This is a genomic window from Gordonia sp. (in: high G+C Gram-positive bacteria) (assembly GCF_020438995.1).
Classification (GTDB): domain Bacteria; phylum Actinomycetota; class Actinomycetes; order Mycobacteriales; family Mycobacteriaceae; genus Gordonia.
The window spans coordinates 1-20,909 of sequence record NZ_JAGQTN010000112.1; the positions used below are offsets into that span (position 1 = coordinate 1).

Consider the following 20,909-nt stretch of genomic DNA (forward strand, 5'->3'; position numbering starts at 1 on the left):
GCGTGGAGACGTCGGGCTGAGCGGATCGAGTGGCCATGGCGGCCTCCGTGTCGGGGCAAGAAGTCGGCTGTTATGCGCGTCGTCGCGCGGCTGTGTGGGACTGACGTCGATGCGGTGGAGAGTGCGGCAACAGTACACCCGCGCATTCCTATATGTCCAGGTCAAACGTACTTTTTGGGTGCTAAACACTCGCCCGGAAATGTGAGGCAGGTAACACTCCTTCGATATGTACCGATATGACCGATATGTCACGCACATCGGTCAGAAATGTCGGCGTCGGGCTTCTGTCCGGCGTACTCATCGCACTCGTTCCGGCGGCGCCGGCATCGGCGTCGACACGGGTCGAGTACACGCCGACCTACACACACGGCAAGACCGGCTCCGGACCGATCTGTGGTGGGAAGATCTCGGGGGTCGTCGTGACCCATCCCATGGCGCCCGGCCGCGCGACCGTGTATCTCACGGCGAAGCTCAAGGCTGAACCGACACTCACGCTGACCTGGGCGTGCGACGTTCCCACCACCGTCCACTGGGTGAACACGCGGACCGGCCGGCGCGGCGCGACATCGGTGACGTTCACGCTCACCTCGCTGCCGCAGACGAAGGAATGCACACCGATTGTCAATGGAGTCCGCTGCGGCACCACCGCCGAACTGCGCCTGAACACCGGAACCGGCCAGATCCGCTCGTGGATCACCACCCGGCTGCGCCACATTCCGGGCCACGCTCGCTTTCAGGTGTTCTAGGGCGTGTCGCCCAGCCCGCCTGCTCAGGAGTGCAGGGAGCGGAGGCGGTCGGCGGCTTCGGCGATGACGTGTTCCTGTTTGGAGAAGGCGAAGCGGACGAGGTGGCGCCAGGAGTCGTGGTCGTCGACGAAGGCGCTGACAGGGACGGCGGCGACACCGACCGTCGCGGGGAGTTCGCGACAGAACTGTGCGGCGTCGTCGAATCCGAGGGGTCGGGGGTCGGCGCAGATGAAATAGGTTGCCTCGCTGCGGTGTACCCCGAAACCGGCGTCGCGCAAGGCGCCGGTGAGCAGGTCGCGCTGATGCTGCAGGCGGGCGGCAGAGCCTGTGACCCAAGGCATCTCGTGGTCGAGCGCGTGGGCGACGGCCGGCTGGAACGGTCCCGATCCGACATAGCTCATGAATTGTTTGGCCGCCCGCGCGGCCGCCACCAGTTCGGGCGGGCCGCTCAGCCAGCCGACCTTCCAGCCTGTGCAATTGAATGTCTTTGCAGCGCTGGAGATCCGGAGAGTGCGCTCGCGCATGCCGGGGAATGTCGCGAGGGGTCGATGGGCGCGGCCGTCGAACAGCAGGTGCTCGTACACTTCGTCGGTGACGGCGACGATGTCGTGTTCGATGCACAGCCGGGCGATCTCGGCGAGGTCGCCGTCCGACAGGACGGTGCCGGTCGGATTGTGCGGCGAGTTCACCAGGATCAGGGACGTCTTCGCGGTGACGGCGCCCGCCAGGCGATCGCGGTCGAGGCGGAAACCGTCGCCGTCGGGGACCAACGGCACGGTGCGCCGCACCCCGCCCGCCATCGCGACCGTGGCCGCGTACGAGTCGTAATACGGCTCGATCATCACCACCTCGCGGCCCGGTTCAACGAGTCCGACGATCGCACCCGCGATGGCCTCGGTGGCGCCGACCGTGATCAGGACCTCGGTGTCCGGGTCGTAGTCGAGGCCGTAGTGCGCGCGCTGATGCCGCGACACCGCCTGCCGCAACACCGGCACCCCGATGCCGGGCGGGTACTGGTTCTGGCCGTCGTTGATCGCGTCGACGGCCGCCGCCAGCATCGACGCCGGGCCGTCGGTGTCGGGGAAACCCTGCCCCAGATTGATCGCGTCGTGGGCCACCGCCAGCGCCGACATCTCCGCGAAGATCGTCGCCCGGAACGGGACCAGGCGCTCGACCATGCCTGCGTGGGACTCGGTGCTCATGCCCCTCAGGCTAGTGGCAAGTAACATGGCCGCACGTGAGCACTCCACCGCCCGGCTACCCCGGACCGCAGTACCCGCCGGGAACACCACAGCCGGGCGTCTATCCTTCTGCTCCGACCGGCGCATTCGGGCAACCCCAGGTTCCCGGGCAACAGCCTTACGCCCAACAGCCCTACGGCCATGGCTATCCGTTTGGGCAGCCACAGCAACCCGCGTATGGTCAGGTGCTCGGCTACGGCACCCCGTATCCGGCGCCGCCGTCACCGCCCAAGAAGTCACGCACCTGGTTGTGGATTCTGATCGGTGTCGGAATGGTCCTGGTCGCAGCGCTCGCCGGAGTACTGGTCGTGGTCGCCACAAAGGGCAAAGTGACAGACGCCGACGACGTCGCCATCGGCGACTGCCTACGGGTCACCGAGTCGGCATCCTCGGTGAAGGCGAACGAAGTCGATTGTGGCACAGAAGAATTCCATTTCGCTGTGGTCAGCAAGACCCAGGACCGCACCGCCTGCGGCGACTACTCGCAACTGTGGTTCACCGGGCTGAGTGGCGACAGGTCCGGTGAGGTGCTGTGCCTGGCGCCGATCATGCGCGAAGGCAGTTGCTACCAGTTCCCCACAGTCGAAACAGACACCGCTCTCGCCGACTTCAACGACGCCGCATGCGGTTCGAATCCGACCGTCACCGGTGCCCGGGTGCTACGCGTCGAATCCAAGGTGTCCTCGCAGCCGTCGTGCCCGAGAGGTCAGGTTCCGCTTTTTATGGCGCGCCCGACTCCGGCGGGCTACTGTTTGGCCGAAGTGACCGATGAGTGGCAGAGCTGAAGGACAGGTAATGCGGAAGAATACAATGCTCACAAGGGTTTCGGTGGCATGTGCGGCGCTCGCCGTCGCCGGGTTCGCGGTGGCCTGCAGCAGTGGCGACGACACTCAGATCGGCAAGGCCGCCGACGCGAAGATCGGTGAGTGCCTCACCATTTCCGGCGGCGGCGGCAAAGAAGAAAAGGTCGATGTCGACAAGGCCTCGTGCGACTCCGGTGACAAACTCACCTTCTACGCCGCCTCGGTCATCGCGGAAGACGCCAAGTGCGTCAACGAGAACTACTCCGTCCTTACCTTCGAAGACAAGTCGCGGCTGTGCATCACGCCGAACTTCGTGAAGGACCAGTGCTACCAGATCCCGATGAGCAGTGGCATCCTCGCCGACTATCAGAAGGTCGCCTGTGATGCGACCCCGAAGGAAGGTTCGGCGATCTTCAAGACCACCGAACGCAGCGAGGCCACGCCCACCTGCGACGGCACCCAGCTCGCCGTCGGCTACGAAACCCCGATCAAGGTCGGCTACTGCCTGCTGAAACAGGATCAGGCCTGAGCCATCAGCCGATGGCCGGGCCGAGGAGGTCGTCGGCGTCGGTGATGCGGTAGGCGTAGCCCTGTTCGGCGAGGAAGCGCTGGCGGTGGGCGGCGTAGTCGGCGTCGAGGGTGTCGCGGGAGACGACCGAGTAGAAGTGGGCCTGGCCGCCGTCCTTCTTGGGGCGTAACAGCCGGCCGAGGCGCTGCGCCTCCTCCTGGCGGGAGCCGAACGTGCCCGACACCTGCACCGCCACCGACGCCTCGGGCAGGTCGATGGAGAAGTTGGCGACCTTCGAGACCACCAGCGTCGATATCTCCCCGGACCGGAACCGGTCGAACAGGATCTCGCGTTCCTTGTTGCGGGTGGCACCCTGCACGACGGGGGCGTCGAGTTCGTGGCCGAGTTCTTCGAGCTGGTCGATGTAGGCGCCGATGATCAGGGTCTGCTGGCCCGGATGCTGCGCCAGGATCGACTTGACGACGTTCACCTTGGTGTGGGCGGTGGAGCAGAGCTTGTACTTGGTGTCGTTCTCGGCGACCGCGTACTGCAGGCGTTCCTCGTCGGTGAGGGTGACGCGCACCTCGACGCAATCGGCGGGCGCGATCCAGCCTTGGGCTTCGATGTCCTTCCACGGGGCGTCGTAGCGCTTGGGGCCGATGAGGCTGAACACATCGCCCTCGCGGCCGTCCTCACGCACCAGGGTGGCGGTCAGTCCGAGGCGCCGTCGTGATTGGAGGTCGGCGGTCATCCGGAACACGGGCGCGGGCAGCAGGTGCACCTCGTCGTAGATGATCAGGCCCCAGTCGCGGGAGTCGAACAGGTCGAGATTCTTGTACTCGCCCTTGGATTTTCGGGTCATCACCTGATAGGTGGCGATGGTGACGGGCCGGATCTCCTTGCGCTCGCCCGAATATTCGCCGATCTCGTCCTCGGTGAGTGACGTACGCGCCATGAGTTCACGTTTCCACTGCCGGCCGGCGACGGTGTTGGTGACCAGGATCAGTGTTGTCGCACCGGCTTTCGCCATCGCCGCCGCACCGACCATCGTCTTACCGGCACCGCACGGCAGGACGACAACACCGGAGCCGCCCGCCCAGAACGAGTCGGCGGCCAGCTCCTGATAGTCGCGCAGGTGCCAGTCGGACTGGTCGAGCGCGATGGGGTGTGCCTCACCGTCGACATACCCGGCGAGATCCTCTGCGGGCCAACCGATCTTGAGCAGGATCTGTTTGAGTCGGCCGCGTTCGGACGGATGCACGATGACGGTGTCGTCGTCGATCTGCGCGCCCAGCATGGGGGAGACCTTCTTGTTGCGCATTACCTCGACGAGCACGGCCCGGTCCAGACTCACCAGCGTCAGCCCGTGCGCGGGATTCTTGACCAGTTGCAGCCGCCCGAATCGGCCCATGGTGTCGATGACGTCCATCAACAGCGGCTGCGGCACCGCATACCGCGAATACTTGACCAGCGCGTCGACGACCTGCTCGGCGTCGTGACCGGCGGCCCGCGCGTTCCACAGGGCCAGGGGCGTCACCCGGTAGGTGTGCACATGTTCGGGGGCGCGTTCGAGTTCGGCGAACGGCGCGATTGCCGCCCGCGCCGCACCGGCATCGGGGTGATCCACCTCGAGCAGCAGCGTCTTGTCGGATTGCACGATCAGGGGTCCATCGGTCACCCGCTCCATTGTCCAGATCCGCGGACTGCCCGGCCACCGGGGTGCCGGCGGGCCGCGTCGGGGTCGAGAGTTGACCAATACTCGCAATTATTTTATAAAATAAAATCTATCACCGGCTGCGACGCTGCTCCCCTGGGAGCCACCACCCGCCGGGTTGAGGTCCGGCTCAGGAGGGGAGTTCCGTAGGTGAAGCTGGTAGCGAGTGCTGCTTCGGCAATAGTCATGTGGTCCACGCGGCATCGGCCGACGGTCTTCGCGGCCTGGCTGGTCCTGCTGGCCGGCAGCATCGGCGTCGCCCTCCTGGGGGTCGGACAACTCGGGAACGACTTCGGGGTTCCCGGGTCCGACTCGGACCGGGCCGTCGAGATGGCCCGGCACATCGACCCGCATCTGTCGGGCACCAACGCGATCGTGGTCCTGCACACCGACACGCCGATCAGCTCCGGCCCATCGCGGGCTGCCGCCGGCGACGTGGTCGCGAACATCCGTGACATCGAGGAGGTGTCGGCGGTATCGGACCCCTTCGCACGCAACCGCGTGTCACAGGACGGGACGACGGCTCTTATCGACGTTCTCTACCGATCGCCGGTCGAGAAGCTGTCGCACGACGACGTCGACACGCTGCGGGCGGCGACGTCGCCCGCAGCCGCCCTCGGCATGACAGTCGAGTTCGGTGGTCAGTTGATCACGGAGAACGCATCGCGTGGATCGGTATGGGTCGAACTGATCGGCGTCGCATTCGCTCTGGTCGTGCTGACACTCACGCTCGGGAGCGGCTCCGCGGCCCTGGTCTGCATCTCTGTCGCCGGCATCGGTGTCGGAACGGGCCTGGCTCTGGTGACGGTGCTCAGCGCGGCTACGCCGATTCCGACGACTGCCCTGACGCTGGCGGCGATGGTCGGCCTCGGCGTCAGTGTCGACTACGCGCTGCTGTTGGTGGCCCGGCTCAGAGATGAGGCAGGACGGGGAAGCGAGGCCGACAATGACAGCTCCCCGGTCCTGACCACCAGCCGGACCGCAGGTGGGTCGATTCTGGTTGCGGGCATCACGGTCGTCGTCGCGATGGCGGGACTGCTCCTCGCCGGGATTCCGGCGATCTCGGCGATGGCGTACGCCTGCGCCCTCACGGTGGCGACGGGCGTCCTCGCCGCATTGACCCTGCTGCCCGCGGTGATGACGGTGCCCCGCCTCGCCCACGTCGTCGACGTGGGGCCGGGACCGCACGGTGAGAGGGCACACCGCACCCGATCACGCTGGCGGGCCTGGTGTACCCGGGTGACGGCACGCCCGTGGTGGTGGCTCGGCGCTGCCCTGGTCGTCGTCGGAATCTGCGCCGCACCGATCGCGAACCTGCAACTCGGGCAGCTCGACGCGAGCGTCGATCCGACCAGCCACACCCAGCGCCGCGCCTACGACCTCATCGCGGAGAAATTCACTGCCGGCGCGAATGATCCGCTGTTGGTGGTGGCCGCCACCGAGGGGGCCGCGGTCGAGCCCGGCCATGTGGTCAAGCAGCTCGCGGCCGATCCCGACGTCGCTCGCGTCGACGTGATCGGTGCCGACGCGCGAGGCATCGTGCTGTCGGTTGCACCTCATCCGTCGGCGAGATCACCCGAGACCGTGGTGCTCATCGACCGGGTGCGGCGGATGGACGTATCCGGCAGGCCGATGCACGTCGGTGGCGCGAGCGCCGCGTACGTCGACTTCACGAAGAAGATCGAGTCGCGGTTGCCGATTGTTGTGCTGACGACGATCGGATTGTCGTTCCTGGTCCTGTTGTGCGCTTTCGGGGCGCCCGTTGTCGCGGTGAAAAGTGCCCTGCTGAACGGGTTGTCGATCGCGGCGTCGCTTGGGGTTGTCGTCGCGGTATTTCAGTTCGTCGTCGGCTGGCCGATTCCGTCGTTCATGCCGTTGCTGATGTTCGCACTCGTCTTCGGGTTGTCGATGGACTATGAAATCTTCATCCTGTCGCGGGTTCGTGAGGCTTACCTGCGCGACGACGCGGCAGACAATCGGCGCTCGATCATCGACGGAGTGGCGGCATCGGCGCAGGTGATCGCGCCGGCGGCGATGATCATGATCTTGGTGTTCGCCGGGTTCGCGATGGATTCGGACGGGAATATCCGCATCATGGGTTTCGGGCTCGCGGTCGCCGTCCTTATCGACGCGACCCTGATGCGGCTCATACTGATTCCCGCGTCGATGTCGCTCATGGGACGGGCCAATTGGTGGCCGCGGACCGGGTGCGTGTATCGCCGTCAACAAGTAGGGAAGTAGCTACAGATCAAGCAATTTCCGGTGTCCGTCAATCTGAACTCTGAACAAGGTGATCATGTGCGCTGACCTGCGCTAGTGCTTCGCGCGCGTGCTCATACTCCCGGGCTATAGCGATCCTGGCCGATTCGGGGTCATTCACGGCGAGTGCGGCCAGCAACTGTTCGTGGTCACCCCGTGCGGTGTGGTGCCAGCCCGGTGCACTCGTATACGTCCCGAACGGCGTGTAGCGATTCGCATGGCCGAGAAGGTTCTCAAGTTTTCTCGCTCCGGCGATCGTGTTCAGGACGAGATGGAACTCCATCTCCCATTCGGTGATATCGGCAGGTTCTCTGTTATTTATCTCAGTGAGCGCTGCGATATCGGCGGGCTGAACATTCTTTGCGCACCGCTCGACGATCCGTCCGTAGATATTGGCCTGAACCCAGAACATGTCGTCGATGTCCTCCGGCGACAGTGGTGCGACGACGAAACCGCGATACGGTTGCAACTCGACGAGATCCTCGGCCTGAAGTTTCAGCAGGGCCTCCCGAACCGGTGTGATGCTGACACCGAACTCGCGTGCGGTCTGTTCGAGCCGAAGCCGATCGCCCGGCGCGTAACTGCCGCTGAGGATCCGTCCGCGCAGATCGGCCGCGATCGCTTCGGTCTTGAGTCGACGATCCTCGCCGGCCACGGGATCCTCCCACTGATTCGGTCGGGCTTCGGGTCTCTCGATGCTACGCCCGAACCGTCGGGCCCCGGATCGGCACCGGGTCCAGCCCTCTTGTAAGGGTTACCTAAGCGGCGTAGCGTGCCGGGGATGGGGAAACTTGCCGAATCACCGCTGGATCCGAGAGCACGCGCCGTCGCCGACCGCCTGCATGGGGCCAGCAAGAAGGAAATGGTCCGCAGTGCGGCGCCGATGCTGGCGGGTATGGTCAAGCACCGCATCACGCAGGGGAGTTGGGACACCACCCAGACCGCCGAGGGTAAGCGGTTTCTCGCCGACAAGATGGTGGCGCTCGATCCGTCCAAAGCGGCGCTGGCCTACTTGTTGTGCCGGTCGCTCGGTGCCCGGCGCGTCGTCGAGGCGGGGACGTCGTACGGGGTGTCGACGATCTATCTCGCGGCCGCGGTCCGCGACAACGTGGCCGGAACCGACGATCCCGCGATCGTGTACGGAACCGAACATGAGCCGGGGAAAGTATCTGCGGCGGAACGGAATCTGACCGAAGCCGGGGTCGCAGAGTATGTGGACATCCTCTCCGGCGATCTGCGCGAGACGCTGACCACGGTCGACGGCCCGATCGATTTCATGCTCGTGGACATCTGGATCCCGATGGCGCTGCCCGCGTTGCGGGCCGTCGAACCGAAACTACGTAGTGGTGCACTTGTGTTGTGCGACAACGTGGTCAGTGGTGCGACCGACTATGCCGACTATCTCGCCTACGTCCGAGACCCGGACGGCCCGTTCCAGTCGGTGACCATCCCCGGCCAAGGCGGCGTCGAGATCTCCATGAAACGCTGACGACTGAAACGCCGAGAATCGCTCCCACATCAGAAAAGAATGTGGGGGCGATGGCGTCAGCCCTTGACGCAGACCACCTGGCGCAGGTGGGCGACGACCTCGACGAGGTCGGTCTGGGCGGCGATGACCTCGTTGATGTCCTTGTAGGCGGCCGGGATCTCGTCGACGACCCCGGCGTCCTTGCGGGACTCGACGCCCTGGGTCTGGGCGATGAGGTCGTCGGCGGTGAACAGCTTGCGTGCCTTGGACCGGCTCATCCGCCTGCCCGCACCGTGTGATGCGGAGAAGAACGACTGCTCCGAGCCGAGGCCCCGGACCACGTAGGAGCCGGTGCCCATCGAACCCGGGATCAGGCCAAGGTCACCCGTGCCGGCCCGGATGGCACCCTTACGGGTCACCAGCAGTTCCATGCCGTCGATCGTCTCGGTGGCCACGTAGTTGTGGTGGCAACTGATCGGATCGTCGAAACGTACTGTGCGGGTGGGGAAGCTGTCGCGGACGGCGTTGCAGACGAGCGTCAGCATCACCTGCCGGTTGCGGGCGGCGTACTCCTGTGCCCAGTCCAGGTCGTGCCGGTAGGCGTCCATCTCCGTTGTGCCGGTGAGGAACACCGCAAGATCCCGATCGGGCAGAGCGCCGTTGTGCGGGAGCTTGGCGGCGATCGACATGTGCCGCTCGGCCAGTTCCTTACCGATGTTGCGGGATCCGGAATGCAGCATGATCCACACCGCGCCCTCGTCGTCGAGGCAGACCTCGATGAAGTGGTTGCCGCTGCCGAGCGTGCCCAGTTGCTTTCCGGCACGGGTATCGAGTTGCCGCACACCATGATGCAGGTCGGTGAACCGGCCCCAGAACGCGTCCCAACCCCGGCCCACCTGCAGCTTGCGCACGTTCACAGGCCGCTCGTGCGACCGGAAACCGACCGGGACCACCGCCTCGATCGCCGAACGGATACCCGACAGGTCGTCGGGCAGGTCCTCGGCGGTGAGATCGGTTCGTACCGCGGACATTCCGCAACCGATGTCGACACCGACGGCCGCCGGACACACCGCATCGCGCATCGCGATCACCGAACCGACCGTCGCGCCCTTGCCGACGTGGACGTCGGGCATCACCCGAACCCCGTGCACCCAAGGCAGACTCGACACCCGGCGCAACTGGTTGCGGGCGTCGTGCTCGATCGACTCCTCGTCCGCCCACAGCAGTGTGGATGCCTTGGCTCCCGAGAGGGGCACGGGAAAGCTGGTACTCATGACTGTTCCTGAGGTCTGCGTGCCCCGCCTCGTGCGGGGCGCGCATCACCGTACGACACGTACCCCGGTGCCGTCCAAAGGTTTTCAGGTGATCAATTGTCGAGGAGTTCGACGCTGGTCATGCGGTGCAACCAGAATTGCCGCGAATCGTCGGTTCCTGATTCTTCGGCGAGTAATTGGCCGGCACCCAGCGACAGTGGGGACACCACATGTTTGCTGGCCGAACCGTGGCCGTCGACGTAGCCGATGAGGAGCTTGCGGCTTGCGCGTAATGCGAGCTGGATGAGGGCGGTCGCCGACTCGCCGGCGTCGGTGGCACGTACCGGACGGCCGGTCGCGGACGACGATGCGCGGCCCGCCCGGTCGCCGGCCCGCAGTCGGCTGATCACAGAGAGCAACTGCTCTTCGGTGGGGGCGGAGCGGCGTGGGGAGGGCTGCCGTGGTCGGCGGGACGTGCCGACGCGGCTGCCGATCTCCCGCAGGTCGACCAGCGCACCCGACGAATCCTCGCCGGCGGGAGCGAAACCCGCGCCGCGCAGGGCCTCGATCACCTCCCGCACCTCGGCGTGCGCGACCGCGACCGTCGGGGCCAGCGCCCGCAGCGCCAGACGCCCGGCGACATCGCTGCGCAGCACCGCCGCCAGCGTCGCCGGGTCCTCGCACCGCACGAATGACGACGCCACTCCCACCCGGAGCTGGCCGTGGCGGCGGGCGACGTCTTCGATCAGATAGGTGAGCGACTGCGGGACGGGGGTGCGCGAATGCGCGGTGAGCATGGTGATCAGTTCGCTGCTGCTACGTCCGGTGTCCAGCGCCCGGCGGACGCTCGCCTCGGTGATCCGGTACACCGACGCCGCGCCACCGGACTCGAGGTCGGCGATCAGTTCGACCTGCTCGGCCAGCTCCGGGGTCAACGGCCCGGGCACCATCAGCGTCAGATCGGCCTGGGTGAGGAAGTGGTCGACCGGCTCGGGCAGTGCCTTGTGCATCGCCGCGACCAGAGCCGTGTCGTCACCGGGCTCACCTGCCAGTGCGGTGCGGCCCACGGTGGTGACGCAGCCGTGCGCCACCAGGCCCACATCCCGCGCCTCGCGCAGGGTCTCGGTGACCACCCGCGAGGTGAGCCGGCGCATCTGCCGCGGATACGACCACACCAGCACCTCGCACAACCCGGCCACTTCCCATGCCTGCGCCGGTCCGGCGAGTGCGAGGGTCTCCAGGATGGTGCGGCGCTGCGCGGGTGCGTACGCGTCGAACAGGTCGGCAGACAGTGCGGCCAGCGCGTTGCCGTCGCGGTCGGGCGTGCCGATCTGCCAGGGCCGGCGCGGAATATCGAGCCACGCCGCAGCCAGCACCGACCACTGCCGGTCCGGTGGCTGATGCAGCCACGCGTCGGCGGCGCCGGTGGGGGCGAAGTACTGGTCGCCGGTGTCGCCGGGCGGCGGTGGGTCGGGCAGGCCGGCGTCTATCAGGCGGGCATGGGAGAGGAGTTCGACGATCAGCCCGACCCGCTGCGGATCGAGGTCGGCGGCCTTGGCGATGCGTCGCAACTCTCGCACTCCGAGTGCGCCGGATCGCAGGAGCGCAGCCGGGGCGGTGCCGAGAATCCGCAGGACGGTGGTGGTGTGCCGGATCAATTCGATGGCCTCGCCACCGGCGGCCGCCTCCACGTCGGCGGGGGAGAAGCGGGACTTGGAGGCCTGCGGTGTCGGCCGGCGCAGATCGTCGGCCCGGATCGGCGCCTCGCCGCGCAGCAGTTGACCGACCATCGGCGGCAGTTCGACCGTCTGCTCGTCGACCCGCGCCAGGAGGCCGAGCGCGATCAGCCGGGGGATCGGGCGGGCCGGATCGGCGTCGGCGGCGGCGTCGCGGGTCCGGCCCAGCGCCGGGCCGCGGGACAGGGTGCCGAGCAGTTCGGACTGCCCTTCGTCGAGGCCGTCGAGAAGGGCGTGGATGTCGTCGGGGGAACGTCCGGCGAGGGGACCGGTGAGCTGCAATGCCTTCCACGGCAGCGCCGACGGCGTATGCGCGCCGATCATGAGCTGTTTCGGCCCGCCCCAGACGAGCGCGCGGCGGCGTAGCAGGTCGATCCGTTCGAGCACATCGGCGCGATCGGCGCGTTTGCCCAGCGCCTTGATCACCGCGGTCGAGGCCACCGGAATTACCGTGCGCGCACCGGAATCCGGTGTGGACAGCGCGATGAGCTGTTCGAGAACGGCGACGGCCGCAACGTCGAGATCTTCACCGGCGAGGGTGATGGACGCGGCCGACAGCGCACGCTGACCCAGCACCCCTGAACCCTGAGGCGGGGGCGCCGCCAGATCGGGCCGGGCGACGAACAGCGCGACCAGATCGTCATCGGATCGGGCCGCGAGGTCCTCGGCCAATCCGATGTGCAGATCGTCGGCACTCATTTGCACGATTCTACTGATACGACCCCGGGGGGCTCGTGGCAGAATGACCGTCGTGGCTCAAAACAAGCATGGCAAGAAGCAGTACATCGACAACGGCTGGCCGGTCGACGACGAGGGCGGCCATCAGCATGCGGTCTCCGAGTTCGCCGCGAGCGTGCCGGGTGCGTTGTCGCCGTTCGGCGATGTGACGTTCCCGCTGCCCGCGGAGAGTCTGTCGTTCGTGCAGTCGCACACCGTCGTCAACCGCTGATCCGGCGGTGACCGACCCCGGGCCCGCGCCCCGCCTGTCACATATCGACGGGTCGGGCACGGCCCGCATGGTCGATGTCGGGGACAAGGCGAGCACGCGCCGACGAGCGGTGGCCGGTGGTACTTTTCGCACCACCCCGGAGGTCATCGCGCTGCTCGTCGACGGTGAGCTGCCGAAGGGCGATGTGCTGGCCACGGCCCGGATCGCCGGGATCATGGCCGCCAAGCGCACCGACTCGCTGATCCCGCTGTGCCATCAGCTGTCACTGTCCTCTGTCGATGTCGAGTTCACCATCGACACCGAGTGCATCGGGGTCACCGCGACGGTCTCGACGTCCGGGCAGACCGGCGTCGAGATGGAGGCGCTCACCGCGGTGGCCGTGGCCGGTCTCACCCTGCACGACATGGTCAAGGCCGTCGACCGGGCCGCCCGGATGGACGACATCCGATTGCTGTCGAAAACGGGGGGCAAGTCGGGGGACTGGTTTCGCGACGGCACCCCGTAAGGACCATCTCATGAGTGCACATGCCGGCCGGCCCCTGCGAGTCGCGCACGTGGTGGTGGCCTCCACCCGAGCGAGCCGGGGTCTCTACCTCGATCAGACCGGTCCGCTGATCGAACAGTGGCTGACCGAACGTGGCTTCGACGTCACCGAACGCACCGTCGTCGCCGACGGCGAACCCGTCGGCGGGGCGATCCGGACCGCGATCTTCGAACAGGCCGACCTGGTCATCACCACCGGTGGCACCGGACTCTCACCCACCGACCGCACCCCCGAACACACCAGACCGCTGCTCGACGTCGAGATCCCCGGCTTGGCAGACGCCATCCGGGCCGCGGGCGCGCCGGCAGTGCCGACGGCGATGCTTTCGCGCGGGGTCGCCGGGATCGCCGACCGCACCCTCGTGGTGAATCTCCCAGGATCGACGGGCGGAGTGCGGGACGGGCTGGCGGTACTGGATACGGTGCTCGATCACGCGCTCGACCAGATCGCCGGAGGGGACCATTGACCGCCGGAGGCAGCACTTGACCGCCGGAGGCAGCACTTGACCGCCGGAGGCGACTCACGGCCCGAGATCTGCACGCAGGTGTGCGACACGCCGATCTCGCAGCATGAGCATGAGGACCGGGTAGTCGGACTGTCCGGAGGTACGGCCGGTGCGATCGTCGGCTTCGGCGGCATCGTCCGCAATCACGACGGCGACCACGATGATGTGGTCGCGTTGTCGTATTCGGCGCACCCGACCGCACCGGCGGTGCTCGATGAGGTTGTCGCCGAGGTAGTGGCGGCGGCCGGTGCCGGTATCCGGGCGGTCGCGGTGTCACACCGGGTCGGTGACCTGCGGGTGGGCGACGTGGCGTTCGTGGTGGCAGTGGCCGCCGATCATCGTGGGCAGGCGTTCGGGTTGTGCGCAGAACTCGTCGACGAGGTGAAGGCACGACTGCCGGTATGGAAGCATCAGATGTTCGCCGATGGGACCGACGAATGGGTGGGGTCGGCCTGAGCGGCTGGGCCGGAGCGCGACGACGTCATGTGCCGAAAGGTCGCCGGACCCAACGCGTCCCTCGCCCCTGCGTCGCTTCGGCCTCAGGGATCAAGATGGTGGGTCGCGATCGGACCGGAAAGGCTTCAAAGACGGCGAAAACCTCCGCACGGACCGTGGTCGACGCGCGGAGGCTTTGGCCGGGATGCTACTTGGGCAGCTGGTTCTCGTACTGGTTGAACAGTGCGATCTGATCGGGGCTGAGCTCGAAGCCGCTCTTCTTGGCGGCGGCCCACATCTTGGTGATCTGGGGATGCACGTTGAGGGACTCGAGGGCCTCGTCGATCCGGTTCTGCACGTCGCCCGTGTTCTTGGCGAGGTGATCGGCGACCTTCTGGATCGCCTGGGGAGCGTCGGGAAGGGTCACCCGGGGGGCCTGCGGTGCGGGCGTGGCGGCCTGGGGGGCGCTGCGCGGGGTGGGTCCGGACAGGACGGTTCCGCAGACCGGCCACGCGCCGCGGCCCTGACCTGCGAGGACACGCTCGGCGACGACGATCTGCTGTTCACGGGTGGCCATGTTGGCCTGCGGGGCGAACTCGCCGCCGCCGTAACCCGACCACGTGCTCGGGCTGAACTGCAGGCCACCGTGGTAGCCGTTACCGGTATCGATGGCCCAGTTGCCGGTGGACTCGCACTGAGCCACCTGATCCCATTCGGCGTCGGTGGCGGCGTGCGCCGACCCGGTGCCCAGGAGTGCTGCTCCGCCGCCGAGGACGGCGCCGGTGAGGGCCACCTTGGCGATGGTCTTGCCGGCAGTGCTGGTTGTCTGTTTACGATGACGTCCGGACATTGTTCTGTGGTTTCCTCTCTCCACGCGCCTACGAAGTCAGCTGTCGGGTTCGAGCGAGAGGTTGCCCGGCCGGATGTCGTGCATCCGGCTTAACCCCAAGGGCATCGGATTATCGATGCCCGGTCTCGCGATGAGGGTGGGTCCCCCGTCCTCGTTCCTGAATGTGGGTCACGACCGGGGGTGGAACGAGGCTCAGCGCGACCACCCGGTCGTTATGTATTTGTTTCTTACGGTCGGTCGTTCGGAGGACCGAACGATTCGTAGACTACGACGTTTGTCGTCGGTATTCACCCATGTCGGCGACGGTATTTCGGGTCGGATTCCGTGCCGCCGGGTCCGGAGAATACGTTCGCCCTGCTCACAGGTCCTTAGTCGACTTGTGGCCGTCCCGTTATCGAGCTGTTATGTGATGAACATCACACCAGGATTCGTGGGTGTCAGCCGCCCGCGAACGGTGGCAGGACGTCGAGCGAGCGGCATGCGCCCAGCGCGGCGGACCGGTCGCAGAACGCGATCTCGTCCCGCAGATACGAGCAGCGCGCCAGTACGCGACGCAGTCCGTCGTTGCCGTCGGACAGCAGATCCTCCAGCTCGCCGAGCGTGTCGGCAGGGTCGATGTCGACGACGGTCGACTCGGCACCGGCCGCCGCGCGGGCGGCGGCGAAGTACCGGACGGTCAGCCGCATCGCCTCAACCGCCTATCGCCGACATCGGCCGGTCGGGCTGGTGGAAACCGGGGTCGTTGACGCCGTGGCCGGCGGCCTTCGCCCAGGTATTGGCGCGCCAAGCCGCGGTGATCGCGGCGTCGGTCTCCTCGGACGTGCGAGCACCGGAGCGCAGTATCGGACGCAGGTCGGTCTCGGAGTCGGCGAACAGGCAGTTGCGGATCATCCCGTCGGCGGTGAGCCGGGTCCGGTCGCAGTCGCCGCAGAACGGCCGGGTGATCGAGGCGATCACGCCGATCCGGGCCGGTTCGCCGCCGGGCGTGTGGTGGCCCGGGACCATCCACGTGTCGGCGGGGGCGCTGCCGCGGGGCCGGTCGTCGTCGACGAGGGTGAACTCGCTACGCAGGGCGTCCAGGATGTCGTCGGCGGTCACCATCTGCGTTCTGTTCCAGCGATGATCGGCGTCCAGCGGCATCTGCTCGATCACCCGCAGCTGATAGCCGTGGTCGAGGCAGAACCGCGCCAGCTCCGGAAGCCGGGCCAGGTCCTGACGATCGGGGACGACGGCGTTGACCTTGATGGTGCCGAGGCCGGCGCGGCGCGCGGCGGCCAGTCCGTCGACGACGTCGGTCAGCCGTGCCCGGCGGGTGATGCGTGCGAACCGTTCGGGGTCGACGGTGTCGAGTGAGACGTTGATGCGATCGAGGCCGGCCGCCACGAGCCCGTCGATCCGGTGGCGCAGGCCCACACCGTTGGTGGTCAGCGCGATCTCCGGGCGCGGGTACAGCGCGGCGACACCGGCGACGATCGCTTCGAGGTCGCGGCGCAGCAGCGGTTCGCCGCCGGTGAACCGGACACTGCGCACCCCGAGATCGCGCACGGCGACGGCGATGATCCGGACGAACTCGCCCGTGGTCAGCACGGCGTCGTTGTCGAGCCAGTCCAGGCCGTCTGCGGGCATGCAGTAGGTGCAGCGCAGATTGCACCTGTCGGTCACGGAGACCCGCAGGTCACGCACCACCCGGCCAAACCGGTCGATCAGCCCCGGATCCTCGGCGTACACAGGTTCGGCGTTCGCGGCTGCGCGACGACCCTGGCTGTGGCGCCGCTGTGGCAGGCCGAGTGCGGTGACGGTCATCGGCTTGCGGCTACGACCCTGCCGTCACGTCGCCGGCGGTCCGGGACACGAGGGTGCGGAACCCACTGGCGTGGAACACCAGGGGCTCGACGTCCGGGTCGGCGTCGAGTTCGTTGATCCGCAGCAGCACCAGCGTGTGATCGCCGGCCGGGATCTCGTTGTACAGCGTGCACGACAGACTGGCCGCGGCGCCCGGCACGAACACAGCTCCCCGCTCAGTGTGCAGCGGTTCGATACCGGCGAAGCGCAGGTGCGCCGGGCCGGCGAGCTGACGGCACAGCGCCGATTGATCGCTTGCGAACACGCTCACGCCCACCTGCGGCACACCACGTAACCGCGGCCACGTCGTCGACGTGTTCTGTACGCACAGCGACACCAGCGGCGGATCGAGGGAGACGGTGGTGAACGCGCTCGCGGCCATCCCGACCAGTTCGTCGTCGACGCGGCTGCAGATGGCGACGACGCCGGACGGGAAGCAACTGAACGCCCGTCGCAGCACGGCCGAATCCGAGACGGGCGCCAAGGTGGTCAGGTATGGGTCCGGTGTCCCGTTGATTGTCGTCCCGTGGTTCTGTGTCCCGTGGTTCTGTGTCCCGTGGTTCTGTGTCATAGCTCGATCCTCACCGAACCCCACGTGCCGAACGGAATGCAAAAATCAGCCCGATCACAAAGCCGAGGGGTGCGCACATCGTCAGTAGGTAGACGAACGTCGGCGCGGTGGCTCCACCGTCGATGACCGGCGACAGGAACAGCGCGACGATCGCGACGACCCCGACCGCGAAGACGCCGCCTGCGGCGATCAGCCCCGCGGGAGCGCGGGGCGGGCGCTGTGACGAGGAACGCGCCTCGGTGCTGTCGCTGTGCATGGCTCCACCGTAGAACACCGTGAACAGGTGCGGGAGCGTGCGGCGCCCGGTATTGGCGTGACGGGGGATATGGGTGCCCGCTAGACTGATGGGCGACGATGCGCCTTGCTCGATGTCATGGAGCCGAATCTGTGATCGAGCGGGCGCTTTTCAGTGTGTCCGAGTGGTTCGGGCGCAGGTACGTTTCGGACACAGGTGAGGGTGAGCACAGTGCCTACCGGCAAGGTCAAGTGGTACAACGCCGACAAGGGCTTCGGTTTTCTGTCGCAGGAGAGCGGCGAGGACGTGTACGTCCGCGCCGAAGCGCTCCCGGAGGGTGTCGAGGCGCTCAAGACCGGACAGAAGGTGGAGTTCGGGATGGCCGCGGGCCGTCGCGGTCCACAGGCGCTGGCCGTGACCATCCTCGATCCCGCTCCCAGCGTGGCGCGCAATACCCGCGAGGCCGCCCGCAGCCAGGCCCGCAAGGAGACCAAGCGGCACACCCCTGACGAACTGCACGGCATGGTGGCCGACCTGATCACGCTGCTCGAGGGCAAGGTCCAGCCCGATCTGCGCAAGGGCCGCTATCCCGATCGCAAGACGGCGCAACGTATCTCGGAGGTCGTGCGCGCCGTGGCCCGCGAACTGGAGGCCTAGGGTTTTTTCGGGTCGGACTCTTGCTCGTCCGCGGTGGGCCGGGTGTCGGCGGCGATGATGGCCCGCGCCACCGGCACCCCGTCGGCGTCGACCCGGATCGAGGGCAGCTGGATCTCGATCGTGGTGAGGATGTAGTCCGGCCGCGAGTGCAACACCATCGTGTACGTGCTGCCCGACATCCGGATGCCGCCGTCGCGGGTGGGACCGTGCGGGGTCAGGTATTCGGCGACCATGTTCCACGGACGTTCGGCGATCGACGACGGCACCGACAGCACCACCGATTCGCCGACCTCCACCGGCACGCGGGGCACCACCATGTCCTGCATCCGTGCGGGCGTGCACTCGGTCAGGTCGAGCGAGCACCAGCGGGCCGGTTCGATGCGCGTCAATGTGCCGCCCACGGCCAGCGACACCTTCGGCGGCTCGTCGTCGTGGCCGGTGAACCCGTCGGTGAGAAATGCCACGGTGCCGCCGACGATCGCCGCGAAGGCCACGGCCACCACGACGATGATCGCCAATGCCCTGCTGCGGAGCTGTCCGAGAATCACGTCCGGGGTCTTCCTCTTCTGTCAGTATGCGGGGGGTACGGGGTGGTGCCCTGGTGTGGGGGACCGGGGTGTGGGTGACCTGGCTGTGGGGGAGCCGGCCGGGTTCCCGGGGCGGGCCGGGCAATGACCCCGGAGGGCGAAGCATAGTCGGGACGGTTGCCGCCGAAGCCAGGGACCAGCGTCGACCCGCGGGTGGTGAGGATCGTCTGCACCGTCCCGATCGCCGTCACCCCGGCGACCACACCGAAGCCGATCGACAACGTGGTGGGCAGCAGCACGCCGAGCGCGGCCCCGAGCACCCAGCCGAACTGCAACACCGTCTCCGATCGCCCGAACGCCGAGGCCCGGGACTGTTCGGGCAGGCCGTCCTGGATCGTCGAGTCCAGGCATACCTTGCCGATGGCGCTCATTCCGGAGCCGACCAGACCCGCCGCCACCGCGCCGAACAGGTTGCCGAAGATCGCCGCGAGCAGAGCGATGGCACAGCACGAGGTGGTGGCGATGACGATGATCCGGGGCGGGTTCTTCAGCTCGACGCGAGTACCCAGCCCGTTGCCGAGTGCGTTTCCGACGGCTGCCGCCGCACCGACCGCACCGACGGCCGCCAGTTGCATCAGCCCGGACTGCTGGCCCTGCGCCTTGGCGTAGAACGCGATGTAGAGGGTGAGGAAACCGGTGAGGACGCGGATCGTGGCGTTGCCCCAGAGCCCGGCCACCACCGCTCGGCCCAGTGGCTGGCGGATGGTCTGCGCGATGGCACCGGCCACCTGCCTGCCGCGGGCCGCGACGCCTTCGGCACCCTGGGCGAATCCGGCGTCGTCGCGTGGGGGCGCCGACGTGGCCGGTTCACCGTGGTAGGTGAACGTCGTGGGGACCTCGCCCTCGGTCACCTCCACCCAAGCCGGAATCCGCATGCAGTACACGGCGCCTGCGATGCCGAGCGCGCACAGCCACACCAATGCACCCGGCACGTGCGGCGGTAGCGCCTTGGACAGCAGCAGTTCGAACACTGCGGCCACTGCCCCGCCCACGATGGTGCCGAAGATCAGGCCGAAGGTGGTCAGTCGCGAGTTGACGCGCGGCAGGTCGATCGCCGGTGGCACCACTCGGGGGGTCACCGCCGATTTGAGCACGCCGAACGACTTGGACAGCACCATCATCCCCAGCGCGCACGGGTACAGCACCCACGGGTCGTAGTGCAGTTGCCCGGCCTGCGAGTTCCAGTCGCTGTTGGCGATGATCAGCACCGCCAGCAGGGCCCGGAGCCCGAATGTGGTGGCCATCGCGATGCGGCGGCCCCGTTGCAGGCGGTCCAGGACAGGACCGATGAGCGGGGCGATGACCGCGAACGGGGCGATGGTCAGCGCGAGGTACAGCGCGACACTGACCTTGGATTCGCCGGTGGCCGCGGCGAAGAACAGGGTGTTGGCCAGGGCGACGGCCATGGCGGCGTCGACGGCGAAGTTGGTGATCACCGGGATGGTCAGCGCGGTCATGCCCGAGCGGTCGGCGCCGTCGGCGGTGGCCGCCTGATACACCTTGTCGGCGAACAGCCGGGAGAAGTATCTGCCGCGCATCGCCGCGACCCGGGTCACCGTCAGTTTCGAGGGGGCGGCCGGGGTGGTCGACGGTCCGTTGCGGGGCGACTGACCGGGATCGATCCCGGCGGCCGGGTCCTCGGCCGGGTGAGGGCGGACGTGGGGCTTGTCGTACCGGTCGTTCAGGGGTGACAGATGTGGGTTGTGGGTGGGCCGCGGCAGGTAGGCCTGGTCGGCCCGGCCCGCACCCGTCCGGCGGGTATCGCGCCGGGTGTGGTCGGCGGACCGGTCGCCGGGGTAGCCGTCCGGCGGATAGTTGACGGCGCCCGGATGCTCATCGAGAGGCCGGGTCACCGGGGTGCTGCGGTTGGGCGGCGTCTGGCCGCCCGGTCGCCGGGGACTGCCCGGTAGCGGGTAACTGCCCGAGTTCGACGCCGATCCGGGCCGGGTCGGGCCGGGCTCGTCTGGCCGGGGATGCGGCGGCCGTTCACGTCGATTCACATCGTT

At 67.5% G+C, this 20,909-nt stretch carries 22 protein-coding genes and 1 riboswitch; of the genes, 10 read left to right on the forward strand and 12 right to left on the reverse strand.

What is annotated here, in order from left to right:
• Positions 1–236: 236 nt before the first annotated feature.
• Positions 237–746 carry a hypothetical protein gene (locus tag KDB67_RS08860; protein ID WP_291014936.1) on the forward strand — a complete coding sequence of 170 codons (510 nt, stop codon included), beginning with the start codon at positions 237–239 and terminating at the stop codon, positions 744–746.
• Positions 747–769: 23 nt separating this feature from the next.
• Here KDB67_RS08860 and KDB67_RS08865 read toward each other — a convergent pair whose 3' ends face one another.
• A complete protein-coding gene (locus tag KDB67_RS08865) occupies positions 770–1,948 on the reverse strand; it encodes a pyridoxal phosphate-dependent aminotransferase (protein WP_291014939.1) in 1,179 nt (392 codons plus the stop codon).
• A gap of 35 nt (positions 1,949–1,983) precedes the next feature.
• Between KDB67_RS08865 and KDB67_RS08870 the strand changes: the two genes are divergently transcribed.
• Both KDB67_RS08870 and KDB67_RS08875 read left to right on the forward strand, forming a co-directional pair.
• On the forward strand, positions 1,984–2,772 hold the full coding sequence (locus tag KDB67_RS08870; RefSeq protein WP_291014942.1) for a hypothetical protein: 789 nt from the start codon (positions 1,984–1,986) through the stop codon (positions 2,770–2,772).
• A 10-nt stretch (positions 2,773–2,782) separates the two neighbouring features.
• Positions 2,783–3,319 carry a hypothetical protein gene (locus KDB67_RS08875; protein WP_291014945.1) on the forward strand — a complete coding sequence of 179 codons (537 nt, stop codon included), beginning with the start codon at positions 2,783–2,785 and terminating at the stop codon, positions 3,317–3,319.
• A 4-nt stretch (positions 3,320–3,323) separates the two neighbouring features.
• Here the strand turns inward: KDB67_RS08875 and KDB67_RS08880 are convergent, their stop codons facing one another.
• Positions 3,324–4,976, reverse strand: coding sequence for a DNA repair helicase XPB (locus tag KDB67_RS08880; protein WP_324384620.1), 1,653 nt, complete (start codon positions 4,974–4,976; stop codon positions 3,324–3,326).
• 186 nt (positions 4,977–5,162) lie between these two features.
• Here KDB67_RS08880 and KDB67_RS08885 point away from each other — a divergent pair, with 186 nt between their 5' ends.
• On the forward strand, positions 5,163–7,253 hold the full coding sequence (locus tag KDB67_RS08885) for an MMPL family transporter (protein WP_291014950.1): 2,091 nt from the start codon (positions 5,163–5,165) through the stop codon (positions 7,251–7,253).
• A 28-nt stretch (positions 7,254–7,281) separates the two neighbouring features.
• Here the strand turns inward: KDB67_RS08885 and KDB67_RS08890 are convergent, their stop codons facing one another.
• Positions 7,282–7,926: a GntR family transcriptional regulator gene (locus tag KDB67_RS08890; protein ID WP_291014951.1), complete on the reverse strand. Its 645-nt coding sequence runs from the start codon at positions 7,924–7,926 to the stop codon at positions 7,282–7,284.
• 126 nt (positions 7,927–8,052) lie between these two features.
• Here KDB67_RS08890 and KDB67_RS08895 point away from each other — a divergent pair, with 126 nt between their 5' ends.
• Positions 8,053–8,760 (forward strand): class I SAM-dependent methyltransferase, encoded by a 708-nt coding sequence (locus KDB67_RS08895; protein ID WP_291014953.1) that lies wholly within the window; start codon positions 8,053–8,055, stop codon positions 8,758–8,760.
• A 56-nt stretch (positions 8,761–8,816) separates the two neighbouring features.
• Here the strand turns inward: KDB67_RS08895 and KDB67_RS08900 are convergent, their stop codons facing one another.
• Together KDB67_RS08900 and KDB67_RS08905 are read right to left on the reverse strand one after the other, a co-directional pair.
• Positions 8,817–10,013 (reverse strand): RtcB family protein, encoded by a 1,197-nt coding sequence (locus tag KDB67_RS08900; protein WP_291014955.1) that lies wholly within the window; start codon positions 10,011–10,013, stop codon positions 8,817–8,819.
• A 92-nt stretch (positions 10,014–10,105) separates the two neighbouring features.
• Positions 10,106–12,427: a helicase-associated domain-containing protein gene (locus KDB67_RS08905; protein WP_291014956.1), complete on the reverse strand. Its 2,322-nt coding sequence runs from the start codon at positions 12,425–12,427 to the stop codon at positions 10,106–10,108.
• A 43-nt stretch (positions 12,428–12,470) separates the two neighbouring features.
• On the opposite strand from KDB67_RS08905, the gene KDB67_RS08910 reads away from it, so the two are divergent.
• The 4 genes from KDB67_RS08910 (at position 12,471) to KDB67_RS08925 (ending at position 14,182) form a co-directional block, all read left to right on the forward strand.
• Complete coding sequence (locus KDB67_RS08910) at positions 12,471–12,677, forward strand: hypothetical protein (protein ID WP_291014959.1); 207 nt, start codon at positions 12,471–12,473, stop codon at positions 12,675–12,677.
• A 67-nt stretch (positions 12,678–12,744) separates the two neighbouring features.
• Positions 12,745–13,182, forward strand: a complete 438-nt coding sequence (gene moaC / locus KDB67_RS08915) for a cyclic pyranopterin monophosphate synthase MoaC (RefSeq protein ID WP_291015021.1) — start codon at positions 12,745–12,747, stop codon at positions 13,180–13,182.
• A gap of 10 nt (positions 13,183–13,192) precedes the next feature.
• Positions 13,193–13,687, forward strand: coding sequence for a MogA/MoaB family molybdenum cofactor biosynthesis protein (locus KDB67_RS08920; protein ID WP_291014963.1), 495 nt, complete (start codon positions 13,193–13,195; stop codon positions 13,685–13,687).
• A gap of 78 nt (positions 13,688–13,765) precedes the next feature.
• Entirely contained in the window at positions 13,766–14,182 is a 417-nt protein-coding gene (locus KDB67_RS08925) for a molybdenum cofactor biosynthesis protein MoaE (protein ID WP_291015023.1), read from the forward strand.
• A 187-nt stretch (positions 14,183–14,369) separates the two neighbouring features.
• Here the strand turns inward: KDB67_RS08925 and KDB67_RS08930 are convergent, their stop codons facing one another.
• From KDB67_RS08930 to KDB67_RS08950, 5 genes are all read right to left on the reverse strand, one after another.
• Positions 14,370–15,011, reverse strand: a complete 642-nt coding sequence (locus KDB67_RS08930; protein WP_291014966.1) for a transglycosylase family protein — start codon at positions 15,009–15,011, stop codon at positions 14,370–14,372.
• A 9-nt stretch (positions 15,012–15,020) separates the two neighbouring features.
• Positions 15,021–15,191: riboswitch (cyclic di-AMP (ydaO/yuaA leader) on the reverse strand.
• A gap of 257 nt (positions 15,192–15,448) precedes the next feature.
• Positions 15,449–15,697 carry a MoaD/ThiS family protein gene (locus KDB67_RS08935; protein WP_291014969.1) on the reverse strand — a complete coding sequence of 83 codons (249 nt, stop codon included), beginning with the start codon at positions 15,695–15,697 and terminating at the stop codon, positions 15,449–15,451.
• Positions 15,698–15,701: 4 nt separating this feature from the next.
• A complete protein-coding gene (moaA, locus tag KDB67_RS08940; RefSeq protein ID WP_291014972.1) occupies positions 15,702–16,814 on the reverse strand; it encodes a GTP 3',8-cyclase MoaA in 1,113 nt (370 codons plus the stop codon).
• 10 nt (positions 16,815–16,824) lie between these two features.
• Positions 16,825–17,424, reverse strand: a complete 600-nt coding sequence (locus KDB67_RS08945) for a flavin reductase family protein (RefSeq protein WP_291014975.1) — start codon at positions 17,422–17,424, stop codon at positions 16,825–16,827.
• Between the two features lie 10 nt (positions 17,425–17,434).
• Positions 17,435–17,680, reverse strand: a complete 246-nt coding sequence (locus tag KDB67_RS08950; RefSeq protein WP_291014977.1) for a hypothetical protein — start codon at positions 17,678–17,680, stop codon at positions 17,435–17,437.
• 210 nt (positions 17,681–17,890) lie between these two features.
• On the opposite strand from KDB67_RS08950, the gene KDB67_RS08955 reads away from it, so the two are divergent.
• The gene (locus tag KDB67_RS08955) at positions 17,891–18,316 is read left to right on the forward strand and encodes a cold-shock protein (RefSeq protein WP_291015026.1); all 426 of its coding nucleotides are present in this window, start codon (positions 17,891–17,893) and stop codon (positions 18,314–18,316) included.
• On the opposite strand, the gene KDB67_RS08960 is transcribed toward KDB67_RS08955, so the two are convergent.
• Positions 18,313–18,864 (reverse strand): DUF2771 family protein, encoded by a 552-nt coding sequence (locus KDB67_RS08960; RefSeq protein ID WP_291014979.1) that lies wholly within the window; start codon positions 18,862–18,864, stop codon positions 18,313–18,315. The two genes, KDB67_RS08955 and KDB67_RS08960, sit on opposite strands and share 4 nt — an antisense overlap.
• Positions 18,861–20,903 carry an MFS transporter gene (locus KDB67_RS08965; RefSeq protein WP_291014981.1) on the reverse strand — a complete coding sequence of 681 codons (2,043 nt, stop codon included), beginning with the start codon at positions 20,901–20,903 and terminating at the stop codon, positions 18,861–18,863. The genes KDB67_RS08960 and KDB67_RS08965 overlap by 4 nt, the downstream gene beginning before the upstream one ends.
• Positions 20,904–20,909: the final 6 nt, after the last annotated feature.

Excerpts from the sequence above, each read along its gene's own strand:
- KDB67_RS08930 (WP_291014966.1), bottom strand. The coding sequence starts at position 15,011 with ATGTCCGGACGTCATCGTAAACAGACAACCAGCACTGCCGGCAAGACC.
- KDB67_RS08905 (WP_291014956.1), bottom strand. The coding sequence starts at position 12,427 with ATGAGTGCCGACGATCTGCACATCGGATTGGCCGAGGACCTCGCGGCC.
- KDB67_RS08900 (WP_291014955.1), bottom strand. The coding sequence starts at position 10,013 with ATGAGTACCAGCTTTCCCGTGCCCCTCTCGGGAGCCAAGGCATCCACA.
- moaC (WP_291015021.1), top strand. The coding sequence starts at position 12,745 with ATGGTCGATGTCGGGGACAAGGCGAGCACGCGCCGACGAGCGGTGGCC.
- KDB67_RS08950 (WP_291014977.1), bottom strand. The coding sequence starts at position 17,680 with ATGCACAGCGACAGCACCGAGGCGCGTTCCTCGTCACAGCGCCCGCCC.
- KDB67_RS08865 (WP_291014939.1), bottom strand. The coding sequence starts at position 1,948 with ATGAGCACCGAGTCCCACGCAGGCATGGTCGAGCGCCTGGTCCCGTTC.
- moaA (WP_291014972.1), bottom strand. The coding sequence starts at position 16,814 with ATGACCGTCACCGCACTCGGCCTGCCACAGCGGCGCCACAGCCAGGGT.
- KDB67_RS08945 (WP_291014975.1), bottom strand. The coding sequence starts at position 17,424 with ATGACACAGAACCACGGGACACAGAACCACGGGACACAGAACCACGGG.
- KDB67_RS08935 (WP_291014969.1), bottom strand. The coding sequence starts at position 15,697 with ATGCGGCTGACCGTCCGGTACTTCGCCGCCGCCCGCGCGGCGGCCGGT.
- KDB67_RS08920 (WP_291014963.1), top strand. The coding sequence starts at position 13,193 with ATGAGTGCACATGCCGGCCGGCCCCTGCGAGTCGCGCACGTGGTGGTG.
- KDB67_RS08895 (WP_291014953.1), top strand. The coding sequence starts at position 8,053 with ATGGGGAAACTTGCCGAATCACCGCTGGATCCGAGAGCACGCGCCGTC.
- KDB67_RS08875 (WP_291014945.1), top strand. The coding sequence starts at position 2,783 with ATGCGGAAGAATACAATGCTCACAAGGGTTTCGGTGGCATGTGCGGCG.
- KDB67_RS08860 (WP_291014936.1), top strand. The coding sequence starts at position 237 with ATGACCGATATGTCACGCACATCGGTCAGAAATGTCGGCGTCGGGCTT.
- KDB67_RS08910 (WP_291014959.1), top strand. The coding sequence starts at position 12,471 with ATGACCGTCGTGGCTCAAAACAAGCATGGCAAGAAGCAGTACATCGAC.